A 21,418-nucleotide genomic window follows, 5' to 3' on the forward strand; every position below is an offset into this window, starting at 1 on the left:
ACCGAGCAGACCTCCATGCCGCTGGGCCGGCCCACGGAACAGCGCAGGAAAGGGCGTGGCCAACGGCGTACACCATGTCGCCCGGGCGGCGCCCGAGGTCTCGGCCACCCCCACGGTCGGATCCGTCGAGTGCTCCGCGCCGTGAGCGCGGTCTCAGCCCCCGTCGCGGCCGTCGCAGCGCTTCGGCTGCTCTACGGGGCCGCCCTGCACGCGTGGCCGCCCGGAGGGCTGAGCGGCTCGTCCACCGTGGACGAGGTCGTGCTCGGCCTGCTCGCGTGGACGGCCGTCGCGCTGTGCGCCTGGTTGGCGCTGGGCGTCACCCTGACAGCCCTGACGACGATCCCCGGTCGCATCGGTCGGTGGGTCGAGGTGGTGGCCGACCGGGTCACCCCGGCTGTGCTGCGACGGTCCCTGGCGATGCTGCTCGGAGTCTCGGTGAGCACGGTGGCCCTACCGACCGGCACGGCCTCCGGCGCCGTCTCCAGCCTTGGTGGCACCGGCACCTCAGTCGGCACCTCAGTCGGCACCTCGGTCGGCTGGACGGTCACGGATGCCGGGCCGGGCCGGCGCCAGACCAGCCCGCTCGCAGAGCCCTCGCCCGCGTATCGCGCCAGCCGGTCGAGCGCCCAGAACGCGAGCCCCACCGCGAGCCCCACCGCGAGCGACCGCCGTAGTTCCATCAGTAGTGCCAGCGGTAGCCGCACCACTGGCAGTGCGGCTCCCGGTCCCGGCTTCCGCGTCAGCGACCAGGAGGGCGACCGACAGACCAACCAGGAGGCCGGCCAACAGCCCGACCATCAGCAGGGTCCGGGTTGGCGGCCCACGGCCCCGGTGCGCACGGCGGGCGAACCATCCACCCTGCTCACCCCGGCCCCGCGCACCGCATCAGCACCCGTCGAACAGGTCACCGTCAGGCGCGGCGACAGCCTGTGGTCGATCGTTGCGCGGCATCTGGGCCCCGGCGCCTCCGACGCCGAAATCGCCCACGAGTGGCCGCGGTGGTTCAACGCCAACGCGGCTCTCATCGGCGATGACCCCGACCTGATCCTTCCCGGCCAGCAGCTGGTTCCGCCCCTTGCGGGAGCACACCCGTGAGCGGCGAGCCCGGAGCCTACCCGGGCCCCCGCAGCTTCGCGGTGCGCCCGATCCCCGAGAACGCACCGCGGATCATCAGCGCCGACGAGGCCTGGGCCGCGCCGGCCCCCTGGGCGCAGTCGGCTCTCGCGCTCGACTTTCGCCACCAGCACGACGACGACGACTTCGGGCCCCAGCCGACGGGCACGAGCGCACTACCTGACCCGCACCCGCTCGTCTCGCAGCTCGCCCAGGCCGTCATGGAGGTGGTCTCTGGCCAACGCCCTCCGGCGCAGCTGATCCGCCACCTGGCCCCGACCGTCTACAGCGTCCTCGCCCGTCGGGCGCTCGTCGCGGCTCGCCGCCAGCAGCCGGGCGCCCGCCGAGCGGCCGTGGTGCGCCGTGTGCGGCTCTGTCAGCCGACCGACGGGGTCGTCGAGGCGTGCGCCGTCGTCGTGGCCCATGGCCGGGTGCGGGCCATGGCGATGCGCCTGGAAGGCATCGACGGCCGCTGGGTCGTCACGGCCGTCACCATCGGCTAGGTCGGCCAAGGAGACCGGGTCGGCGGGTGTCGCGACCTGACGGCGGATGCCGCCCTCCCCTGAGGGAGGGCGGCATCCGTTCGCGTGCGCTCGTGTTGCCAGCCGGTCAGCGCCGCTTCCGCTTGACCTTCTTGCCACGGCGGTCGGCCTTGCGCTCGAACGGCTTGGCCTCATCCGTCTCGACGGCGAGACCGTCCTCGCCCGGCGCCGAGTAGCGCAGACCCGACGGACGGTGCTCCTCGGTGGCAAGGTCGACGCCGGAGACGCGGATGCCGAAGTCACCGGCAGGTACCGACGCCACCTCACGCTCGCGAGAGTCGGCCTCGTTCGGGGCGTCAGCGGCGCTGAGCGCGTCCCTCGTGGGGTCGGGAGCGCCCCCGGAGGCGGCGGCGAGCCCGCCCACCATGTCGGACACCGACATCGGTCGCACGCCTGGTGCCGACACCGCATCGGCGGTCGGCATCTGCACCTCGACCGAGAAGAGGTGGCTGACCGACTCCTCCTTGATCGCCTCCATCATCGCCTCGAAGAGCTGGAAGCCCTCCCGCTGGTACTCGATGAGGGGGTCGCGCTGGGCCATGGCCCGCAGGCCGATGCCCTCCTGGAGGTAGTCCATCTCGTAGAGGTGCTCACGCCACTTTCGGTCGAGCACCGAGAGCACGACCCGCCGCTCCACCTCGCGCATCGTCTCGGCGCCGAGGCTCTCCTCGCGGCGGTCGTAGGCCGTGTGCGCGTCGCTCATCAGCTGCTCTCGCAACAGCTCGGCACTCACCAGCTGTCGGCCACCGGCCCATTCGTCGACCTGCTCGATCGTCAGCGACACCGGGTAGACCTGCCGCAGCGCGTCCCAGAGGTGCTCGAGGTTCCAGTCGGCGGCAAAGCCCTCCCTCGTCGCCGCGTCGACGTACGAGCCGACGACGTCGTTGACGAACATGCGCAGCTGGTCGTGCAGGTCCTGCCCCTTGAGCACGGCCCGGCGCTCCTCGTAGATCACCTGGCGCTGGCGGTTCATGACGTCGTCGTACTTGAGCACGTTCTTGCGAATCTCGTAGTTCTGGGCCTCGACGGCGCCCTGGGCCTTCTGGATCGAGTTCGTGACCATCTTGCTCTCGATCGGCACGTCGTCCTCCATGCCGGCCGTCTGCATGAAGCGGTCGACCATGCCCGAGTTGAACAGGCGCATGAGGTCGTCGTTGAGCGAGAGGTAGAAGCGTGACTCGCCGGGGTCACCCTGACGGCCGGAGCGGCCTCGCAGCTGGTTGTCGATGCGTCGCGACTCGTGCCGCTCGGTGCCGAGCACATAGAGGCCGCCGAGGTCGGTGACCTCCTCGTGCTCGGTCTTGACCGCGCGTTCGGCCTTGGCGAGGGCGTCGTCCCACGCGTTCTCGTAGTCTTCGGGCGTCTCCTGCGGGTCGAGGCCCTTCTGCTTGAGCTCGGCCACAGCGCGGAACTCGGAGTTGCCGCCGAGCATGATGTCGGTGCCTCGGCCGGCCATGTTGGTGGCCACGGTGACCGCGCCGCGACGGCCGGCCTCGGCCACGATCGCGGCCTCACGCTCGTGCTGCTTGGCGTTGAGCACCTCGTGCTTTATGCCGCGCTTCTTCAGGCGCTGCGAGAGGTACTCGCTCTTCTCCACCGACACGGTGCCGACGAGCACGGGTTGGCCGGCTTCGTGGCGCTCGGCAATGTCGTCGACCACGGCCTCGTACTTGGCCGCCTCGGTGCGGTAGATGAGGTCGCGCTGGTCCTGGCGGATCATCGGCATGTTCGTCGGGATCGGGATGACGCCGAGCTTGTAGATGGAGTTCAGCTCGGCGGCCTCGGTCTGCGCGGTTCCCGTCATTCCCGAGAGCTTGTCGTACATGCGGAAGTAGTTCTGCAGCGTGATGGTGGCGAGCGTCTGGTTCTCGTTCTTGATCTCGACGCCCTCCTTCGCCTCGATGGCCTGGTGCATGCCCTCGTTGTAGCGCCGGCCGGCCAGCATGCGGCCGGTGTGCTCGTCGACGATGAGGATCTCGCCGTTCAGCACGACGTAGTCCTTGTCCTTCTTGAACAGCTCCTTGGCCTTGATGCTGTTGTTGAGGTAGCCGATGAGCGGGGTGTTGACCATGTCGTAGAGGTTGTCGATGCCGAGCAGGTCCTCGACGCGAGCGATGCCCGACTCGAGCACGCCCACGGTCTTCTTCTTCTCGTCGACCTCGTAGTCGCCCTCGCCGTCCTCCCCCCGGGTCAGGCGGGCCGCGATGCGCGCGAACTCGACGTACCACTTGGTCGCGAGGTCGGCCGGCCCCGAGATGATCAGGGGGGTGCGGGCCTCGTCGATGAGAATCGAGTCGACCTCGTCGACGATGCAGAAGTGGTGGCCGCGCTGCACCAGCTCGGCCGGTTCCCAGGCCATGTTGTCGCGCAGGTAGTCGAAGCCGAACTCGTTGTTCGTGCCGTACGTGATGTCTTTCGCGTACTCGGCGCGTCGCTGCTCGGGGGTCATCGCGGAAAGGATGACGCCGGTCTCCATGCCGAGCGCGCGGTGCACGCGGCCCATCAGCTCGCTCTGGTACTCGGCCAGGAAGTCGTTCACCGTGATGACGTGCACACCCTCACCCGTCAGGGCGTTGAGGTAGCTCGGCAGCGTCGCGACGAGGGTCTTGCCCTCACCGGTCTTCATCTCGGCCACGTTGCCCTGGTGGAGGGCGACGCCGCCCATCACCTGCACGTCGAAGTGGCGAAAGCCGAGCGTGCGCTTGCTGGCCTCACGCACGGCCGCGAAGGCCTCGGGCAGCAGGTCATCGAGGCTCTCGCCGGCCGCCAGTCGTGCGCGGAAGTTGGGCGTCTCCTGTCGCAGCTCCTCGTCGGTGAGCCCTTCGAAGTAGTCTTCGAGGCCCGTTACCTGCTTGGCGATCGCCTGGAGCTTCTTGAGGGCCCGGCCCTCTCCGGCACGAAGCAGCTTGTCGATGACGGCCATCTGTGATTTCTCCCGACTGGAACGTTCGATCCCCGACGTGGGCGGGTGGCATCGCCCGCGGGTCGCCTGGTGTGGGCCCGATGTAGGCACGAGGTGGCCTGACCCGCCTAGGTTAGCCGCCCGTGCGGCTCCCCCACCAACGTGCCGGGATGCCGTCGGGTTCCTTACGGTTCACCTCAGCCGACTCGACCGACCTCGACCGACCCGAGGCCGAGCCAGCGGGCCATCGACTCGAGGTTGCGGCCCAGCGCATCACGGGCATCGGCGGACGCAGCGCGGGCACCCCCCTCCCAGGTGACCTGGTGGCAGCGCAGCACGCCGGCGGCCCGGTCGGCCTTGAGGTCGCAGCGGGCCACGAGGCGGTCACCGAAAAGGAAGGGCAGGACGTAGTAGCCGTGCACCCGACGGTGGGCCGGGGTGTAGATCTCGAGGCGGTAGTGGAAGTCCCAGAGGGCGAGGATGCGCTCGCGTTGCCAGACGAGTGAGTCGAACGGGCTGAGCAGGGCCTCCGCGTGCACCGCGCGGGGCACGCGGGCGGCGGCGTGCAGCCACGCGGGCTGCCAACCCGGCACCGTGACGGGAACCAGCTCCCCCTGCCCGACGAGCGTCTCGACAGCGGTGCGGGTGCGGGCCCGCGGCATCCGGAAGTAGTCGGCCAGGCACCGTTCGGTACCGACCCCGTGAGAACGGGCCGCGATGCGCACGAGCTCGACGTCGCGGGCGGCATCGGCCGCAGCCCCCGGCCGGTTCGACCATGACTCACGCAGCCCGGGGGGCGCCGTCACCTCGAGCGCGGCGTAACGGCGCTCGAAGGAGGCGGTGCGACCGACAGAGCTGATGCGCCCGGCCCAGAAGAGGTACTCGAGAGCCTGCTTGACCTCCGACCAGTTCCAGCCCCAGTGGCCGCTCTCGCGGGGCCGGTCGTGCGACAGGGCCCGCTCGCACTCTCGAGAGGTGAGTGGGCCCCGCCGCTCGACCTCGGCCTGTACCGCATCGACCCAGTCGGGCCGTTCGGCGAGGATGCGACGCATGCCACCCCACGCCTGGTCGGCGGCGGCACCCCGCATGCGGAAGTCGAGCAGTGGCCAGGTGCCGGGCGGGATGAGGCTGGCCTCGTGGGCCCAGTACTCCACGAGTCGACGCGGGGCCCGGTCACGCGCGCGGTCGAGCAGGGCGGTGTCATACGGCCCGAGGCGGGAGAAGAAGGGGAGGTAGTGGCTGCGCGTCAGCACGTTGACGCTGTCGATCTGCACCACCCCCACCCGGTCGACGACCCGCTGCAGGTGGCGGGTGGTCGCCTCGAAGGGCGCCGGTCGGGCATCGAGCAGGCCCTGAGCCGCGATCGCGACGCGGCGAGCCTGCGGGATCGAGAGCCGGCGGGTCGCCACGCTCAAGGAGACCAGCTCATGCGCACCGGCTCATGACGACCCGCTCATTCGCCCGGGTCGATGAGCCGCTGCCGCACGGCGTACATCGCGGCCTCCATGCGGGAGTGCATCTGCAGCTTGTCGAGGATGTTCCGGATGTGGTTGCGTACCGTGTTCTCACTGATGAACAGCTCGGCCGCAATCTCGCGGTTGAGCCGGCCGCGCGCCACGCGGCGCAGAATCTCCAGCTCGCGCTCGGTGAGCCGGGGCAGCTCGATGCCGGCAGCGGGCGCGGCGGCGGCGGCGATCGCCTGGGCGCTCATCTGCGCGAACTCCGTGAGCAGCTTGGAGGCCATCAGCGGCGACACCAACGACTGGCCGTTGTGCAGGCTGCGGATGGCGACCGCCACCTCCTCGGGAGGCACGTCCTTGAGCAGGTAGCCGTTGGCCCCGGCCCGAACAGCCTCGAACAGGTTCTCCTCGTCGTCGGAGCTCGTGAGCATGAGGATCCGCGCCGACGGCACCCGTTGCTTGATGACCCGGCAGGCCTCGATGCCACCGCGTTTCGGCATGCCGACGTCCATCACGATGACATCGGGCAGGGTCTCCTCTGCCTGGGCGACCGCCTCGATGCCGTCGGCCGCCTCACCGACGATATCGATACCGTCCTCGGTGCCGAGCACCGTCTGCAGGCCGCGCCGGTAGAGCGCGTGGTCGTCGACGATGAGGACACGGATCAGCTCGGGAGGGGGCGGGCTCACGGGGCCATCCTCGCAAAGATCACCGACGGTGGTGGCCGACGCAGCTCGAGTGGTCGGGTCGGCGGGGTGGAAGGTGCTCGGCCGAACGCCGGCCCGCCCCCCGAGCGACCCCGAAGGAGTCGCCACGAGGGGCGGGCACAGCCAGTGGTTCGGCCTCAGCCGGTGGCGGCCTCGAGGTCGGAGGCGACCGACGTCTCCAGGTGGAGCACGCCATAGCTCCACCCCCGTCGCCGGTAGACCACACTCGGGCGGTCGGTATCGGAGTCGTGGAACAGGAAGAAGTCGTGTCCGACGAGCTCCATCTGGTTGAGGGCGTCCTCGAGAGTCATCGGCGCTGCGGTGTGCACCTTCTCGCGCACCTCGATGGGCGAGTTGCCTACCGCGCCGAAGCGGTCGAGGTCATCGGTGGGCTCGTTCACCGAAGCCGGCTCGGCGCCGTCGCGAGGCAGCTCGGTACGCGCGGTCGCCTGCGCCACCGACTCGGGGACGCGTCGGCCCGTGCGGCTCACCTGCCTCTTGCTGTGAAGTCGTCGGAGGCGGTCCATGAGCTTGTCGACGGCGGCGTCGAGGGCGGCGAACTTGTCACCCTGGCTGGCCTCGGCCCGGATCACCGGGCCCTTGGCGTAGCAGGTGATCTCCACCTTCTCCGAGTCTCTGGCCACCTTCTCGTGGGTGACGACGACGTCGATGCGGTGCACCTTGGGCGCGAGGGCCGACACCTTGGCCAGCCTCTCTTCGAGCTGCTCACGAAACTCATCGGGGATCTGGACGTGGCGTCCAGTGACGACGATCTCCACAGTTCCTCCTTGATCGCACGGACTGAGATGCTCTGGGCTCTCGGCAGAACCCGTTGTCGCCTCGGCTCCACCTCCTCTGCGGTCACTCACCGGCCCGGTGCGAGACGGTGCGCTCGGGGAGCGCCGCTCGACCACTGTGGCCCATGGGGATGACTCGACCCTACTTCGCCCCGTGTGCCGACGGAAGCAAGGGGTCCCGGTCGGAGCGCCTCACCGGCATCAAGGCGGCGGTCGCCCACTGCCGGGCCCGAACCGGCGGGGCGTGGCCGCGATGACCGCGGCCTCGACATCGCTCGCTCCGGCCTCGAGCAGGGCCCGCGCGGCCTCCGACAGGGTGGCTCCGGTGGTCACGACATCGTCGACGACGACGCAGCGGCGGCCCTCGACGCAGCCGAGCCAGCGGGCCCCCACGCCCATGGCCCCGGAGAGGTTCTCGCGCCGCCGCTCGGTACCCAACCGCGACTGGTCGACGACGACCCGTTGGTGGGTGAGCGCTGGCACGAGCCGCAGAGCGCCTGTGGTCGCTGGTGCCGGCTCGGTCAGCGCCTGCGCCAGCAGCCCCATGAGGGGCGCGTCGCCGCGCCGCCGCACCGACGCGCGCGAGGAGGGCACCGGCACGAGCAGCCACGGCCGGGCCCCCGGCGCGGAGCCGGACGTCGGTCTGTCGCCTGACCCATCCGTCGCCCGGTGGATCGACTGAGCGAGCAGCGGCGCGAGCAGCCTGCTCAGGTCGCGCCTGCCGTCGTCCTTCCAGGCGGTGACGACCGAGTCGAGGGGCGCCGCGTACGCACCCCACGCCCAGACCGGTAGCGTCCGCCACGTCGACACGCCGACCGGAACCTCGACCCGGGCAGGCCTGGCCAGCCGCCGCAGGGCCCGGTCGCACCGGGTGCACCACCGGGTGCCCGGGTGGCGGCAGGCGGCGCACTCGAGGGGCACGACGAGGTCGAACAGGGCTCGGAGGTCGAAACGCGACATGAGCACCATCCCACCCGCTCGGCGCTCCTCCGAGGGCCGACCGGAGCACTGTGGTGCACGGACCGCCGACGCGGGCAGGGGTGTGGACGAGCGGTCGTCAGCGACCGGGAACGAGCAGGTTGGTGCCCGACGCGACCCGACGCCACGAGGCACCGGCCCGCGCGAGTACCTCCCCACCGCTGGTCACGACGATCAGACCCCGGGGCCCGCCGACGGAGGTGATGACCCGCCCGTCTGCGACCGGCGCGAGACGGTTGGTGGCAGGGTCGGGTGAACCACGACGGCGCACCCCCTCAAGCCCGGCTCCGACCGAACCCAGCCACGGACGGACCGGACCCGTCGGGTCGACCCGACCCAGCACCGCGTAGTCGGTGGCATCGAGCCAGACCGCGTCACGCACCAGGGTGAGGGGCTGGCCTTCCCGAAGCGGTGCGTCCAGCTTGGTCGGTTGGCCGTTGGACGAGCGGGTGATCCCGCTGACCCCGAGCTGAGCCTTGCTCCCGTCGGGCAGCGCTGTCGCGACGAGCAGACGGGCCCCGTCCGGAGAGACGTTGAGGCTGACGACCCGCCGGCCCGCCAGCCACGCCGCCGGCACCGGCACCGGCTTCGGGGGCACCTCGCCGACGGCCGGAGGGAAGACGAAGATCTGCGGCGCGCCCAGCAGATCGAGCGCTCCGACCCAGAGGTAGCCCGACGGGTCGTAGGCCGGCCGGGTCAGCTCCGTACCGAAGGGTGCGACCTTCAGCGTCTTCGACTTCGCCTGCCAGAGCGAGAGGTCCTTGAGATCCCCGCCCACCGCCGCGATCTGTTTGCCGTCGGTCGACAGGGCCAGGGTCGTCCATCCCTTCGGGATGGAGGCGACGTCGACGTCGAGGCGCTTGGTGTCGGGGCCGCGGGCACCGACGGTGCTGTCGGGAACATAGCGGGGGTCGATCCGTCGGATCTGGTCACCGGTGCGCAACAGTGCGGTGTCGAACGACAGCGTGGGCAGCTGGCTGAAGCCCAGCTGGTCGGCGGAGCTGGCCGTCAACCTGCCGTCAGGCGGCTCGAGGCCCGCGCCTTCGGCGGTCAGCGACACCTGAGTCACGCTCGCGACCTGCGACAAGGTGGCGGTCAGCTGTGCCCACATGGCGGTGCGGGCGTCGGGGTTGGCCTCGAGGGCGGCAGCGCTGAGGTCGACTACCGCTCGGCCTCCGTCGTCGACCGGCACCGCGTTGACGGCGAGCTTGGCCTTGGGCGGCACCCCGGTGAACACCGCACCCTGGAGGTAGGGCGGGACCGGCTCGAGCTGGGCTCGAGCCAGGGAGGTGGTGAGGCGTGGCCCCGCGGGGAACCAGCGGGGGTCGGGCACGAGGACCCGCCCCGTCAGCGTGACGTAGTAGACGTTCTGGTTGACGTAGAGCCGGTCGAAGGAGCTCGTGTCGAGCCAGAGCCCGAACCCCGTCGCCGGCAGCTGGATGCGCCACTCGCCACCCACCTTGCTCAGCCCGAAGTCGGCCTTGACGGTGGTACCGGGCGCCAGCTCCTCGTAGCGCCCTTCTGGCGTCACGCGCGCGATCGCCTGCACCGAGACCTGCACGCGGTCGGCGCTCATCTTGCGCACCGTCAGGCCGTCGGCGAGGGAGTCGTAGACCACGATGTCGGCGGTCGACCACCGCCAGAGGTCGACCGACTGCGGCGTGAGGAACTCCTTGCCGGTCTGCCTGGTCTCATCGGTGTCGGCGCCCGCACGCACGAAGCCACCCGCGATGCTCTCCTGCGTTGCGCCGGGGTTGGGCCCCTGCACGGAGACGCGCACGGGGTCCTGGACCGACTCGCCGAGCCGTCGACCATCGACCACCGGGCCGGATGCCGGCAGCCCGCCGCATCCGGCCAGAGCCGCGGTGAGCAGCGCGGCCAGCGCCACGACGAGGGTTCGGGAGCGCCGGCCGGTCGGCCGCGCCGCCTGGCGAACCCGCAGGCGTCTCACGGCAATGCCCCGTCGGAGCCGCCGGGCCGCGTCGGAGCCGTCGAGGCGACCGGGTCGCTGCTGCCGACGGATGCCGACCCACCCGTCGCGCCGCTGCTCGAGACACCGTTCCACCCGCCCGCCGCACCCGTCGAGCCCGCTGAGCCTGCCGATCCTGCCAGAGCGGCGACCGCCGCCCGGGAGGTCAGCGGGCTGAGCGGCAGCGGCGAGGTCGTGATCGTGGCGTCGGCCTGCCGGGGCAGGGTCAACCGGAAGCAGGAACCCTGGCCGAGCGAGCCCCAGGCCTCGAGACGCCCGGCATGCAGGCGGGCGTCCTCCAGGGCGATGGCGAGGCCGAGCCCGGTGCCACCCGTGGTGCGCGCCCGCGCCGGGTCGGCTCGCCAGAAGCGCGTGAAGACCAGGGCGGCCTCACCCGGGCGCAGCCCCACCCCGTGGTCACGAACGGTGACGGCCACGGCCGAGTCGTTGGCGCCCAGAGTGATCTCGACCGGCCGACCCTCACCGTGCTCGATGGCGTTCGAGAGCAGGTTGCGCAGCACGCGCTCGATGCGCCGCGAGTCCATGTCGGCGATGACCGGGTCGGGCGCGTCGGACACCAGCAGGCGGGTGCCCTTGCGAGCGGCCAGCGTGCGGTGCGCGTCGACGGCCCGCTCGACGCAGGCCCGCAGGTCGGTGGCCTCGATCTCGAGCACGGCGGCGCCGGCGTCGAAGCGCGAGATCTCGAGCAGGTCGGTCAGCAGCGACTCGAACCGGTCGAGCTCGTGGTACATCAGCTCGGACGAACGCGCCACCGTGGGCTCGAAGTCGCGCCTCGAGTCGTAGATGAGGTCGGCCGCCATGCGGATGGTCGTCAGCGGCGTGCGCAGCTCGTGCGAGACGTCGGAGACGAAGCGCTGCTGCACCCTTGAGAGGTTCTCGAGCTGGGCGATCTGCTGCTGGATCGAGGCGGCCATCGCGTTGAAGGAGTTGCCGAGCCGGGCCAGGTCGTCCTCGCCCTTGGCGCGCATGCGCTCGTTGAGGTTTCCGTCGGCGAACCGCTCGGCGACGAGGGCCGCCCGCCGCACCGGGTCGGCCACCAACCGGGTCACCACGAACGCGATGGCCCCCACCAGCAGGATGAGCGCGATACCGCCGAAGAGAAAGGTCTGGCCGATGGAGTTGATGATCTCGCGTTCGCGATACATCGGGTAGATGAAGTAGAGCCCGTAGTCACCAGCCACCGGCAGGGTGATCTTCTGCCCGACGACCACCGCCGAGATCTCGCTCGCCCCCTCGCCGATGGTGGTGACCTGCAGGTGCTGGCGGTCAGGTTCACGCGCCACCGCGGAGCGCAGCTCCTCGGGCACGTAGCGCAGCCCGACGCTGCCGCTCTCGATCGGCCCGATGACGAGCGGCAAGGAGTTCGTCTCGAGGCGCGACAGCACGACGTAGCGAATCTCGTTGCCGGTGTCGCGCCGGTAGTTGTTGACCAGGTCGGTGCCACCCTGGGTCAGCAGGGCCTGGGTCGCGACCTTGTCGTTGAAGTCGAAGTACTTCTGGGCGGCGTTGGCGTCGCGCAGGCTGTCGTCGGCCGCGATCCGCTGGCGGCCGTCGACCAGGCCCTGCGCGATCGAGCCGTACAGGTAGGTGCCCACCGCCGAGAGCACGAGCACTCCGAGCAGCATCGTGACGATCACCACCCGGAACCCCAGCGACGCCCGCCACTGGTGCACGAAGCGTCGCAACCCGTTGCGCGCGGTCGCAACCAGCGCTGACCCTACGCGCGAGGCGAGCTCGCGCACGGTGGCTGAGGTACCCGCGCCACTCATCTCAGGACGGGCCGGCCTTGTAACCGACGCCGCGCACCGTCACGACGATGTCGGGGTGCTCTGGGTCGTGCTCGATCTTGCTGCGCAACCGCTGCACGTGCACGTTGACCAGCCGCGTGTCACCGGCGTGCCGGTAGCCCCAGACCTGCTCGAGCAGCACCTCTCGGCTGAAGACCTGCCACGGCTTGCGAGCAAGCGCCACGAGCAGGTCGAACTCGAGCGGCGTCAGAGACAGGGTGACGTTGCCGCGTCGCACGGAGTGCCCGGCCACGTCGATGTCGAGGTCACCGATGGTGAGCTTCTCGGGCGCCGGCTCGTCGCCTCGACGTAGCCGCGCCCGAACCCGAGCGATGAGCTCTTGCGGCTTGAAGGGCTTGACCACGTAGTCGTCGGCCCCCGACTCGAGGCCGACCACCACATCCACCGTGTCGGTGCGAGCCGTCAGCATGACGATCGGCACGCCGCTCTCGGCTCGGATACGGCGGCATACCTCCATGCCGTCGAGGCCCGGGAGCATGACGTCGAGCAGCACGAGATCGGGGCGGCTCTCGCGGAAGGCTGCGACCGCTTCCGACCCGTCGGCCACGTGGGTGACCTCCAGGCCCTCGTTGCGCAGCACGATGCCCAGCATCTCAGCCAGAGCGAGATCGTCATCGACGACCAGAACCCGACCCTTCACCGAACGCTCCCTCCGCGAGGCACGCTCCTGCGCCACGCTCTGTCTTCCCGATCATCACACACGACGGCGGCCCACCCGAGCGACTCGGGAGGATTCACGATGCCTGCGGTGCGGAAGTGACGCGAGGGCTCATGGTGTCGTGACGTACCACTTCGAGCCGATCTTGACGGCCGCGAGGCTCTTGATCACCTGAGCGGCCAGCTCGGGCTTGGTGGTGGCCTTGTCGAAGGTGGCCTTGTCGCCGGTGATGGTGGCGCCCTTGATGGTCAACCCGTCGAAGAGCGAGCCGGCCGACTTCAGCGAGCCGGCGAGCGTGCCCAGGCTCTTGGTGCACTGCTCCTGCCCGCCCGAGACGTCGGAGACGAGCTTGCCACCGACCGCGGTCAGCGTGCAGATATCGGCGGTCTTGCCGTCGACCAGCGCGTTCAGCCAAGCGGTCATGACCCCCTCGGGGGTGCTCTGGTCGATGCTCCCTGCAGCGGCCGGTTCCTGCGATGTGGTCTCTGGCGCGCTGCTCGTCGGCGCGTCGGACGACTCGGTCACCCCGCTGGCCGAGGGCGCGGCGGGGGAGGCGCTGCTCGGGGGGGCGCTGGTGTTCGAGGCCGGCTCGGTGCTGCTCGAGCAGGCGGTGAGCGAGGCGGCGAGGCCGAGGGCGAGGGCGCCGGTCATGAGCTTGTTCATCGAGATTCCCTGTCAGTTGTCGTGCGGTGCGTGGTGCATTTCGTCGTGCAGTGGGTCACGTGCCTGCGACGGTGGGGGGCGGCGAAAGGATCCACCGGTTGTGTTGTTTCGGGCGAACAGCGGGCACCGGGCCGGATCACGGCGTGACGTACCACTTGGAGCCGACCTTGACGGCCTTGAGCCCGCTGATCACCTTGGCGGCCAGCACCGGTTGCGTGCTCGCCTTCTCGAAGGTGGCTTGGTTGCCCTTCACGCTGGCGCCCGTGATGCGCAGGCCGGCGAAGGCGCCGCCGACCTTCTTCAGCTCGGTGACGGTGGGCGCGATCATCTTTGAACAGGTCGCTCCGGCACCCTCGATCTCGGTGATGGGCTTACCGCCACTGGCCATCAGGCCGCAGACCGCTGTGCTGTCACCCGACACCATCGAACCGAGCCAGGCGGCCATCGCCCCTTCGGGAGTGCTCTGGTCGATCGTCACCGGTGGCGCCGTGCTCGTACTGCTCTTTGTGCTCGACCCGCTCGAGGTGGAGGCCGTCGACGACGGGCCCGAGCTCGTGGCTCCCTCGGGGCCCGGGGTGGCGGGGGTGCTGGAGGTGCCGGCTGGGCTCGAGCTGGGCAGGCTGGCGGCCGCCGTGGTGGACGGGCTGACGGGGTCGCTCGCGCCACCACACGCGGCCAGGGCTGCGCAGAGCGCGAGCGCCGACGCGCCGGTCACGAGCTTGTTCATGGGGTCCTGTCCTGGTCGGGGCCGTGAAGAACAGCGTATGCCGCCCTCCCGGGGGAGAGCGGCATACGCGACACGACAGCGGGCTCGAGGCCGCGCCTGCAGGGCAGGTGTCATACGGCCACTGGGCTCAGTAGCGGTAGTGCTCCGGCTTGTACGGGCCGGCCACGTCGACGCCGAGGTACTCGGCCTGCGCCTTGGTCAGCTCGGTCAGGTTCACGCCGAGGGCATCGAGGTGCAGGCGAGCGACCTTCTCGTCGAGGTGCTTCGGCAGCGTGTAGACCTCGTTGGCGTACTCGCCGGGCTTGGTGAACAGCTCGATCTGGGCGATCGTCTGGTTGCTGAAGCTGTTGCTCATGACGAAGCTCGGGTGGCCGGTGGCGTTGCCGAGGTTCATCAGTCGGCCTTCCGACAGCACGATGATCGAGCTGCCCGAGTCGAAGGTCCACTCGTGCACCTGCGCCTTGATCTCGGTCTTCTTGATGCCGGGCACCCGGGCCAGACCGGCCATGTCGATCTCGTTGTCGAAGTGGCCGATGTTGGCGACGATCGCCTTGTTCTTCATCGCCAACATGTGCTCGGCGGTGATGACGTCGTAGCAGCCGGTGGTCGTGACGAAGATGTCGGCGGTTTCGACGACGTCCTCCATCCGGGCGACCTGGTAGCCCTCCATGGCGGCCTGCAGCGCGCAGATCGGGTCGATCTCGGTGATGATGACCCGAGCGCCTTGGCCCCGAAGCGCCTCGGCGCAGCCCTTGCCCACGTCGCCGAAGCCGGCCACGACAGTGACCTTGCCGCCGATGAGCACGTCGGTGGCCCGGTTGAGGCCATCGAGCAGCGAGTGGCGCGTGCCGTAGGTGTTGTCGAACTTGCTCTTGGTGACCGCGTCGTTGACGTTGATCGCCGGGAACAGCAGCTCGCCCGCCTCGGCCAGCTGGTAGAGGCGGTGCACGCCGGTGGTGGTCTCCTCGGTGACGCCCTTGATGGCAGCCGCGACGGTGGTCCACTTCTGCGGGTCGGTCTTGAGGGTCTCGCGCACGAGGTCCTTGAAGACGCCGGACTCCTCGGAGTCCTCCTCGGTGGTGGCGGGCACCTGGCCGGCCGCCTCCCACGCCTTGCCCTTGTGTACGAGCATGGTGGCGTCGCCGCCGTCGTCGAGAATCATGTTGGCGCCCTCACCGGAGGGCCAGCTGAGGATCTGGTCGGTGCACCACCAGTACTCGGGCAGCGTCTCGCCCTTCCAGGCGAAGACGGGCACACCCTGCAGGTCGTCGGCGGTGCCGTGCGGGCCGACGACGACCGCGGCGGCGGCCTCGTCCTGGGTCGAGTAGATGTTGCAGGAGGCCCAGCGCACCTCGGCGCCGAGCGCCGTGAGGGTCTCGATGAGCACGGCGGTCTGCACGGTCATGTGCAGCGAGCCGGCGATGCGGGCGCCCTTGAGGGGCTGGCTCTTGGCGAACTCCTCGCGGATGGACATCAGGCCGGGCATCTCGTGCTCGGCGAGTCGGAGCTGGTGTCGGCCGGCCTCGGCGAGGCTCAGGTCGGCAACCTTGTAGTCAAAGGACATGGCGAATCTCTTCCGTTGATATCGGTTTGCTGACCCGGCGCGCCCTTCTGGGCTGTCATAGGTGGGTCGTCTCCCACGCCGGCGACCTCCAGTCTACCGATGCGGGCCCGATCTCTCGAACTGATGGCCTCGGTGCCTCCCCCTGCAGCCGGCCGTGAACGGCATCCAGCCGGATGCCGTTCTGCCGCTCAGTGCGCGGCAGCCGCCTTCGCGCGACGCGGGATGACGTGCATGACCGCCACGACCACAGCACCGACGATGAGCCCGATCAGGGCGGAGGCGAGCGTGTTGACGCACCAGGCGAGGAAGCCACCGACACCGGCGACACCGGTCACGCCCTCCTCCAGGTGGTGCACGACGTCGTAGAGCCCGTGCCAGCCGAGGTCGTCGACCCCGACGAGCAGGATGTGTCCGCCGACCCAGAGCATCGCTGCGATGCCGACGGTCGAGAGCGTCGACAGCAGCTTGGGCATGGCCTTGACCAGGCCGCGCCCCAGTCGCTGTGAGGTGCCCGACTCGCGCAGCGCCAGCTTGAGGCCCAGGTCGTCCATCTTGACGATGAGCCCGACAACGCCGTAGACGAGCGCGGTGATGAGCAGCGCCACGATGGCCAGGATGATCAGCCGTGACACGAACGGCTCGGTGTCGACCTCGTTGAGGGCGATGACCATGATCTCGGCCGAGAGGATGAAGTCGGTGCGCACCGCACCTGAGACGACGGTGTTCTCATCGACCTCGCCGCCCGCCGCCTCCTGCTCCCGGTGACCCGAGACGATCTCCCACACCTTCTCAGCCCCTTCATAGGCCAGGTAGGCGCCGCCGACCATGAGGATCGGCGTGAGCAGCCAGGGCAGGAACTGGCTGAGCAGCATGATGACCGGCAGGATGATGAGCAGCTTGTTGCGCAGCGAGCCGAGCGCGATCCGCTTGATGATCGGCAGCTCGCGCTCAGGCTTGAGGCCCTGCACGTAGCGCGGCGTGACCGCGGTGTCGTCGACCACCACCCCGGTGGCCTTGATGCTCGCCTTGGCCGCCGCGGCCCCGATGTCGTCGACGGAGGCAGCGGCCAGCTTCACCAGGGCAGCCACGTCGTCTAGAAGAGCTACCAGTCCACCTGCCATGCGCACATCGTAGGGGGCGGACGGCCGACGAACCGACTCCCTCTAGTCGTCCAGCTCGAGCCCGAGCAGCGCGTTCTCGACCACCTCGGCCAGTGCCGGGTGGATCCAGTACTGCCCCCGGGCAACGTCGTCGGCCCGCGTGCCGAACGCCATGGCCTGGATGAGGGGCTGGATCAGGCTCGAGCTCGACGGCCCGAGCAGGTGGGCGCCGAGGAGCAGACCGGTCGCCGGGTCGGCGATGACCTTGCAGATGCCGGTGGTGTCCTCCATGGCCCAGCCGTACGCGACGTCGCCGAAGTTCTGCACCTTGGTGGTGAACCGCAGACCCTGCTCGAGGCACTCCTGCTCGGTGAGGCCGACCGAGGCGACCTGAGGGTGGCTGAAGATCGCCGACGGCACGTGCTCGTGCGGAAAGGCGCGCAGGTCGTTCGGGTGCACGAGATTGTGGGCGACCACCCGAGCCTCGGCGTTGGCGACGTGCTTGAGCTGGAACGGTGAGCTGACATCGCCGAGGGCCCAGACCCCGTCGGCGCTGGTGCGGCCGTGCTCGTCGACGACCACGCGCCCGTCGTCATGCAGGTCGACGCCTCCGGCGGCGAGGCCGAGATCGCCGGTGTTGGGGTTGCGACCGGTGGCAACGAGTACTGCGTCGGCATCGACGGTCGTGCCGTCGTCGAGTCGGGCCACGACCCGAGTGGTGCCGGCCGGCCCCTCGACCGTCTCGAGGCCTTCGACCTGGGTGTCGGTACGCACATCCCATCGGCCTCGCGCCACCTCGGTGAAGCGTTCCGACAGGTCGTCGTCGAGGTGGCGCACCAGCCGGGAACCGCGAGCCACGACCGTCACCTCGGTGCCGAGTGACCCGAACACGTGGGCCATCTCGACCGCGATGTAGCCGCCGCCGATGATGAGCAGCCGCCGTGGCAGGTCGTCGATGCGCATGATGGTGTCGGAGGTGTGGAAGGGCACCCCCGACGTGCTCACGACCTTGGGCACCATCGGGTGCCCGCCCGCGGCGACGACGACCTGGTCGGCGGTGATGCGAGCCACCCCTCCGTCGTTGAGAGAGATCTCAAGCTCGCGGTCGCCGGTGAAACGGGCCCAACCGAGGTAGGCGGTGGTGTTCGGCCCGTCGACGCGCCACTGCTTCCCACCCTCGGAGATCGGGTCGATGCGGCCGAAGATGCGGTCGCGGATGTCGGCCCAGCGCACTCCGTCGAGGGTGGCGTCGACCCCGAAGCGGGCCGCGTCGGTCACGTGGTCGGCCACGTCCGAGGCGTAGACGAACATCTTCGTGGGAATGCACCCCACGTTGAGGCAGGTGCCGCCGAAGGTGCCCGCTTCGATGACCGCCACCTTCTTGCCGTCGAAGTCTGGTGTCACCAACGAGTTGCCGGAGCCGGTACCGATGATGGCCAGGTCATAGTGCTGCACGTCGGGGGTCACGTCGGAAGTCGCGTCAGAGCTCACCCCGGAAGCGTACGGGCGAGCACGGGGCTCAGCGCAGGCTGCCCCTCGTGCCGCGCAGCAGCGTCACGTGGGGGGAGGTCGACGGGTCGAAACCGTGACCGATCGCGAGGTAGGTGGCGGCGAAGTCGGTCACGGCGACGTGCGCGGCCAGGCGCAGCAACGGGTCGGCTTGAGGGGCATCGACGAGCGAGACGCGCACCCCGGCATCCGCGGCGGCCGAGACAACCGTGTCGGTGAGCAGCCGCCCCGCTCGCGCCTCGTCGCTGGCGCGGCCCCCTTCGTCAGAGGAATCACGCAACATGACCAGACGCAGCGGAGCCCGGGCCGGGCCGTCGAGGTAGGGGTCGGCGAAGATGCCGTCGGCCTCCCCGGCCCCCGCTCCCCCGGCGGCCAGGGGGCCGTCGAAGCAGGCGACGATCTGGCTCGCCGAGTCGGGAAGCACTCCCGAGGCGATGGGGACCCGCCCGGTGCGTCCGAACATCTCGGCCGCGCGACGAGCCGCGACACCGCCGAACGACCCCGAGCCGAGCACGATCGGCACCGACTCGGCGACCTCGGCAGCGAGCAGCTTGGCCGGGTTGCTGAACGACTCCGAGCTCGGACCCGCCTGCTGGGCCCGTTCGTCGAGCACGTCGGCCAGGGCGGCGATCGTGGCCATCGGCACCGACGCCAGGCCGAGCACGTCGGCGGCCATCAGGGCCGGGGTGGCCTGGGCCCACATCGAGGTGCGCGACGAGGCTCCCTCCACCCGGATCGGAACGTGGATGCCGCGGGCCTGGGCGCAGACCTGGGCCAACGGAGAGTCGGCGGCTCCGACGGTGAGCAGAGACGCCCCTCGACGACCGGCCTCGGCCGCCAGGGCCAGGGCGCCGGAGCTGCGGCCCGACTGCGAGACCGCGATCACGAGATCGAGGGCGCCGACCCAGCCGGGCAGGGGCCCCGCAGCGCAGGCCTGCACGGGTACGGCGCTGCCCCCGCGGGTCAACGCGTCGAACAGGTCGGCCACGGCAGCGGATCCGCCCGCTGCCGCGACGACCACCCCCCGGGGCTCGAGCCCTGAGAGCCGACCGATGCCGGCCTCGTCGCTCACCCGGGCGGCGACCCGAACCTGCGCACCGGCACCGGCGAGCGCACGCAGCGTGCCGGCCCGGTCGAAGCGTTCGATCGACTGCTCGTCGTCGAGCAGCCGGTCGAACGCCTCGTCGAAGCCAGACATCTGCCGGTCAGGCCCCGATCGGGTGGGCCAGCTCGATGAGCAGCACCGGCACGCCATTCTCGATCGGGTAGGCGAGCAAGCACGTCTCGCAGTGCAGCTCGGCGCCGGCAGCGTCGACAGCGCCGTCTGACCCCGCCGGTCCCCCGCCGGGACTGACGTCGCTCAGCTCACCCTTGCATTGCGGGCAGCGCAGGATCTCACGCAGCCAGGGGTCGATGCCGGGGCTGGTCGGGTGGTTCACTGGGGGCCTCCTGCAGCAGGCGGAACGTCGTCGGCCCGGATGAGGGCCAGCAGCTCGTCACGAATCGCCACCATGGTCTCACGGTCGTCGGCCTCGACGTTGAGGCGCAGCAGTGGCTCGGTGTTGGAGGTGCGCACGTTGAACCACCAGGCGGGGCTGCTCCCCTCGGGGCAGTGCACCGTGAGCCCGTCGAGCTCGTCGATGCTGCTCCCACGGCCGGTGGCCCAGCCGCGAACGCGCTCCACGACCGCGGCCGGCTCGGCCACCGTGCTGTTGATCTCGCCGGAGGCGACGTAGCGCTCGTACTCTCGGGCCAGCTGCCCCAGCGGAAGGGGCTGCTCACCGAGGGCCGCCAGCACGTGCAGGGCCGCGAGCATGCCGGTGTCGGCGAACCAGAAGTCGCGGAAGTAGTAGTGCGCCGAGTGCTCTCCGCCGAAGACGGCTCCGACGCGGGCCATCTCAGCCTTGATGAAGGAGTGCCCGACGCGGGTGCGCACCGGCGTCGCGCCGTGCTCCCGGATCACCTCGGCGACGGCGGCGCTGCTGATGACGTTGTGCACGACGGCGATGTCGTGGTCTCCCCCGGCCCGGGCGCGGGCGATCTCTCGGGCCGCGACGAGCCCGGTGATCGCACTCGGCGAGACCGGTTCGCCGTCGGCGTCGACCACGAAGCACCGGTCGGCGTCGCCGTCGAAGGCGATGCCGAGGTCGGCGCCGTGCTCGCGAACGGCGGCCTGCAGGTCGACAAGGTTGGCGGGGTCGAGAGGGTTCGCCTCGTGGTTGGGAAAGGTGCCGTCGAGCTCGAAGTAGAGCGGAACCACCGTGAGGGGCAGCTCGGGAAGGCCTGCTCCCGTGCCGAGCACGGCCGGCACGGTGTAACCGCCCATGCCGTTGCCGGCGTCGACGACGACCGTGAGCGGTCGCGACCCGGAGACGTCGACCAGCCCGCGGAGGAAGCCCGCGTAGTCGGCGAGCAGGTCGCGTTCGTCGACCCGGCCGGGGCCGCCCGCAGGGGCCGGAAGGGTCGAGCCGCTGTCGAGGAGCCACTGGGCGAGGTCGCGGATCTCGGTCAGGCCGGAGTCCTGCCCGACCGGGCGCGCTGCCGATCGGCACAGCTTGATGCCGTTGTAGCGGGCCGGGTTGTGGCTGGCGGTGAACATGGCACCAGGCACGTCGAGGGCGCCACTGGCGTAGTAGAGACCGTCGGTCGAGCAGAGCCCGATCATCGTCACGTTGACGCCGCGGGAGGTCACCCCCTCGGCGAAGGCGGCCGACAGCTCGGGCGAGCTCGGGCGCATGTCGTAGCCGACCGCGATCCCGGTCTGTCCGTCGGGGATCGCGACCACCTCCGCGAACGCGGCCCCGATCGCGGTGGCCACCGCCGGCGAGAGCTGTTCGGGCACGAGCCCGCGCACGTCGTAGGCCTTGACGAAGTCGGCGAGAGTCGGCATCCGACGACCC

Annotated in this window: 18 protein-coding genes; 2 read left to right on the forward strand and 16 right to left on the reverse strand. The window is 70.4% G+C overall.

Annotated features, from left to right (window positions below; translation table 11 throughout):
• Positions 1-141 precede the first annotated feature (141 nt).
• On the forward strand, positions 142-1,095 hold the full coding sequence (locus BA895_RS03265; RefSeq protein ID WP_139142497.1) for a LysM peptidoglycan-binding domain-containing protein: 954 nt from the start codon (positions 142-144) through the stop codon (positions 1,093-1,095).
• On the forward strand, positions 1,092-1,616 hold the full coding sequence (locus BA895_RS03270) for an Rv3235 family protein (RefSeq protein WP_083282920.1): 525 nt from the start codon (positions 1,092-1,094) through the stop codon (positions 1,614-1,616). The genes BA895_RS03265 and BA895_RS03270 overlap by 4 nt, the downstream gene beginning before the upstream one ends.
• A gap of 106 nt (positions 1,617-1,722) precedes the next feature.
• Here BA895_RS03270 and secA read toward each other — a convergent pair whose 3' ends face one another.
• The 16 genes from secA to BA895_RS03350 form a co-directional block, all read right to left on the reverse strand.
• On the reverse strand, positions 1,723-4,578 hold the full coding sequence (gene secA, locus BA895_RS03275) for a preprotein translocase subunit SecA (protein ID WP_070190473.1): 2,856 nt from the start codon (positions 4,576-4,578) through the stop codon (positions 1,723-1,725).
• Positions 4,579-4,754: 176 nt separating this feature from the next.
• Positions 4,755-5,972: a winged helix-turn-helix domain-containing protein gene (locus BA895_RS03280; RefSeq protein ID WP_254666297.1), complete on the reverse strand. Its 1,218-nt coding sequence runs from the start codon at positions 5,970-5,972 to the stop codon at positions 4,755-4,757.
• A gap of 38 nt (positions 5,973-6,010) precedes the next feature.
• Positions 6,011-6,832, reverse strand: coding sequence for a response regulator transcription factor (locus tag BA895_RS03285; RefSeq protein ID WP_083282921.1), 822 nt, complete (start codon positions 6,830-6,832; stop codon positions 6,011-6,013).
• 29 nt (positions 6,833-6,861) lie between these two features.
• Entirely contained in the window at positions 6,862-7,503 is a 642-nt protein-coding gene (gene hpf / locus BA895_RS03290; RefSeq protein WP_070190476.1) for a ribosome hibernation-promoting factor, HPF/YfiA family, read from the reverse strand.
• A 219-nt stretch (positions 7,504-7,722) separates the two neighbouring features.
• On the reverse strand, positions 7,723-8,481 hold the full coding sequence (locus BA895_RS03295; protein ID WP_070190553.1) for a ComF family protein: 759 nt from the start codon (positions 8,479-8,481) through the stop codon (positions 7,723-7,725).
• Positions 8,482-8,578: 97 nt separating this feature from the next.
• Positions 8,579-10,564: a GerMN domain-containing protein gene (locus BA895_RS03300; RefSeq protein WP_070190477.1), complete on the reverse strand. Its 1,986-nt coding sequence runs from the start codon at positions 10,562-10,564 to the stop codon at positions 8,579-8,581.
• Positions 10,447-12,258, reverse strand: a complete 1,812-nt coding sequence (mtrB, locus tag BA895_RS03305; protein ID WP_083282923.1) for an MtrAB system histidine kinase MtrB — start codon at positions 12,256-12,258, stop codon at positions 10,447-10,449. Before mtrB ends, BA895_RS03300 begins: the two co-directional genes overlap by 118 nt.
• 1 nt (position 12,259) lies before the next feature.
• A complete protein-coding gene (mtrA, locus tag BA895_RS03310) occupies positions 12,260-12,937 on the reverse strand; it encodes an MtrAB system response regulator MtrA (protein ID WP_070190478.1) in 678 nt (225 codons plus the stop codon).
• Between the two features lie 129 nt (positions 12,938-13,066).
• A complete protein-coding gene (locus BA895_RS03315) occupies positions 13,067-13,618 on the reverse strand; it encodes a hypothetical protein (RefSeq protein WP_070190479.1) in 552 nt (183 codons plus the stop codon).
• Positions 13,619-13,754: 136 nt separating this feature from the next.
• A complete protein-coding gene (locus BA895_RS23835; RefSeq protein ID WP_175442244.1) occupies positions 13,755-14,345 on the reverse strand; it encodes a hypothetical protein in 591 nt (196 codons plus the stop codon).
• Positions 14,346-14,472: 127 nt separating this feature from the next.
• Entirely contained in the window at positions 14,473-15,909 is a 1,437-nt protein-coding gene (gene ahcY, locus BA895_RS03325; RefSeq protein WP_070190480.1) for an adenosylhomocysteinase, read from the reverse strand.
• Between the two features lie 188 nt (positions 15,910-16,097).
• Positions 16,098-17,030, reverse strand: a complete 933-nt coding sequence (locus tag BA895_RS03330) for a DUF808 domain-containing protein (protein ID WP_070190481.1) — start codon at positions 17,028-17,030, stop codon at positions 16,098-16,100.
• A 42-nt stretch (positions 17,031-17,072) separates the two neighbouring features.
• Complete coding sequence (locus BA895_RS03335; RefSeq protein ID WP_254666298.1) at positions 17,073-18,500, reverse strand: mycothione reductase; 1,428 nt, start codon at positions 18,498-18,500, stop codon at positions 17,073-17,075.
• A gap of 28 nt (positions 18,501-18,528) precedes the next feature.
• Positions 18,529-19,716 (reverse strand): SIS domain-containing protein, encoded by a 1,188-nt coding sequence (locus tag BA895_RS03340; protein ID WP_070190482.1) that lies wholly within the window; start codon positions 19,714-19,716, stop codon positions 18,529-18,531.
• Between the two features lie 7 nt (positions 19,717-19,723).
• Complete coding sequence (locus BA895_RS03345; protein ID WP_070190483.1) at positions 19,724-19,957, reverse strand: Trm112 family protein; 234 nt, start codon at positions 19,955-19,957, stop codon at positions 19,724-19,726.
• Entirely contained in the window at positions 19,954-21,408 is a 1,455-nt protein-coding gene (locus BA895_RS03350) for a phosphomannomutase/phosphoglucomutase (RefSeq protein WP_070190484.1), read from the reverse strand. The genes BA895_RS03345 and BA895_RS03350 overlap by 4 nt, the downstream gene beginning before the upstream one ends.
• Positions 21,409-21,418: the final 10 nt, after the last annotated feature.

The sequence above is a fragment of the Humibacillus sp. DSM 29435 genome, from assembly GCF_001758225.1.
Lineage (GTDB): Bacteria > Actinomycetota > Actinomycetes > Actinomycetales > Dermatophilaceae > DSM-29435.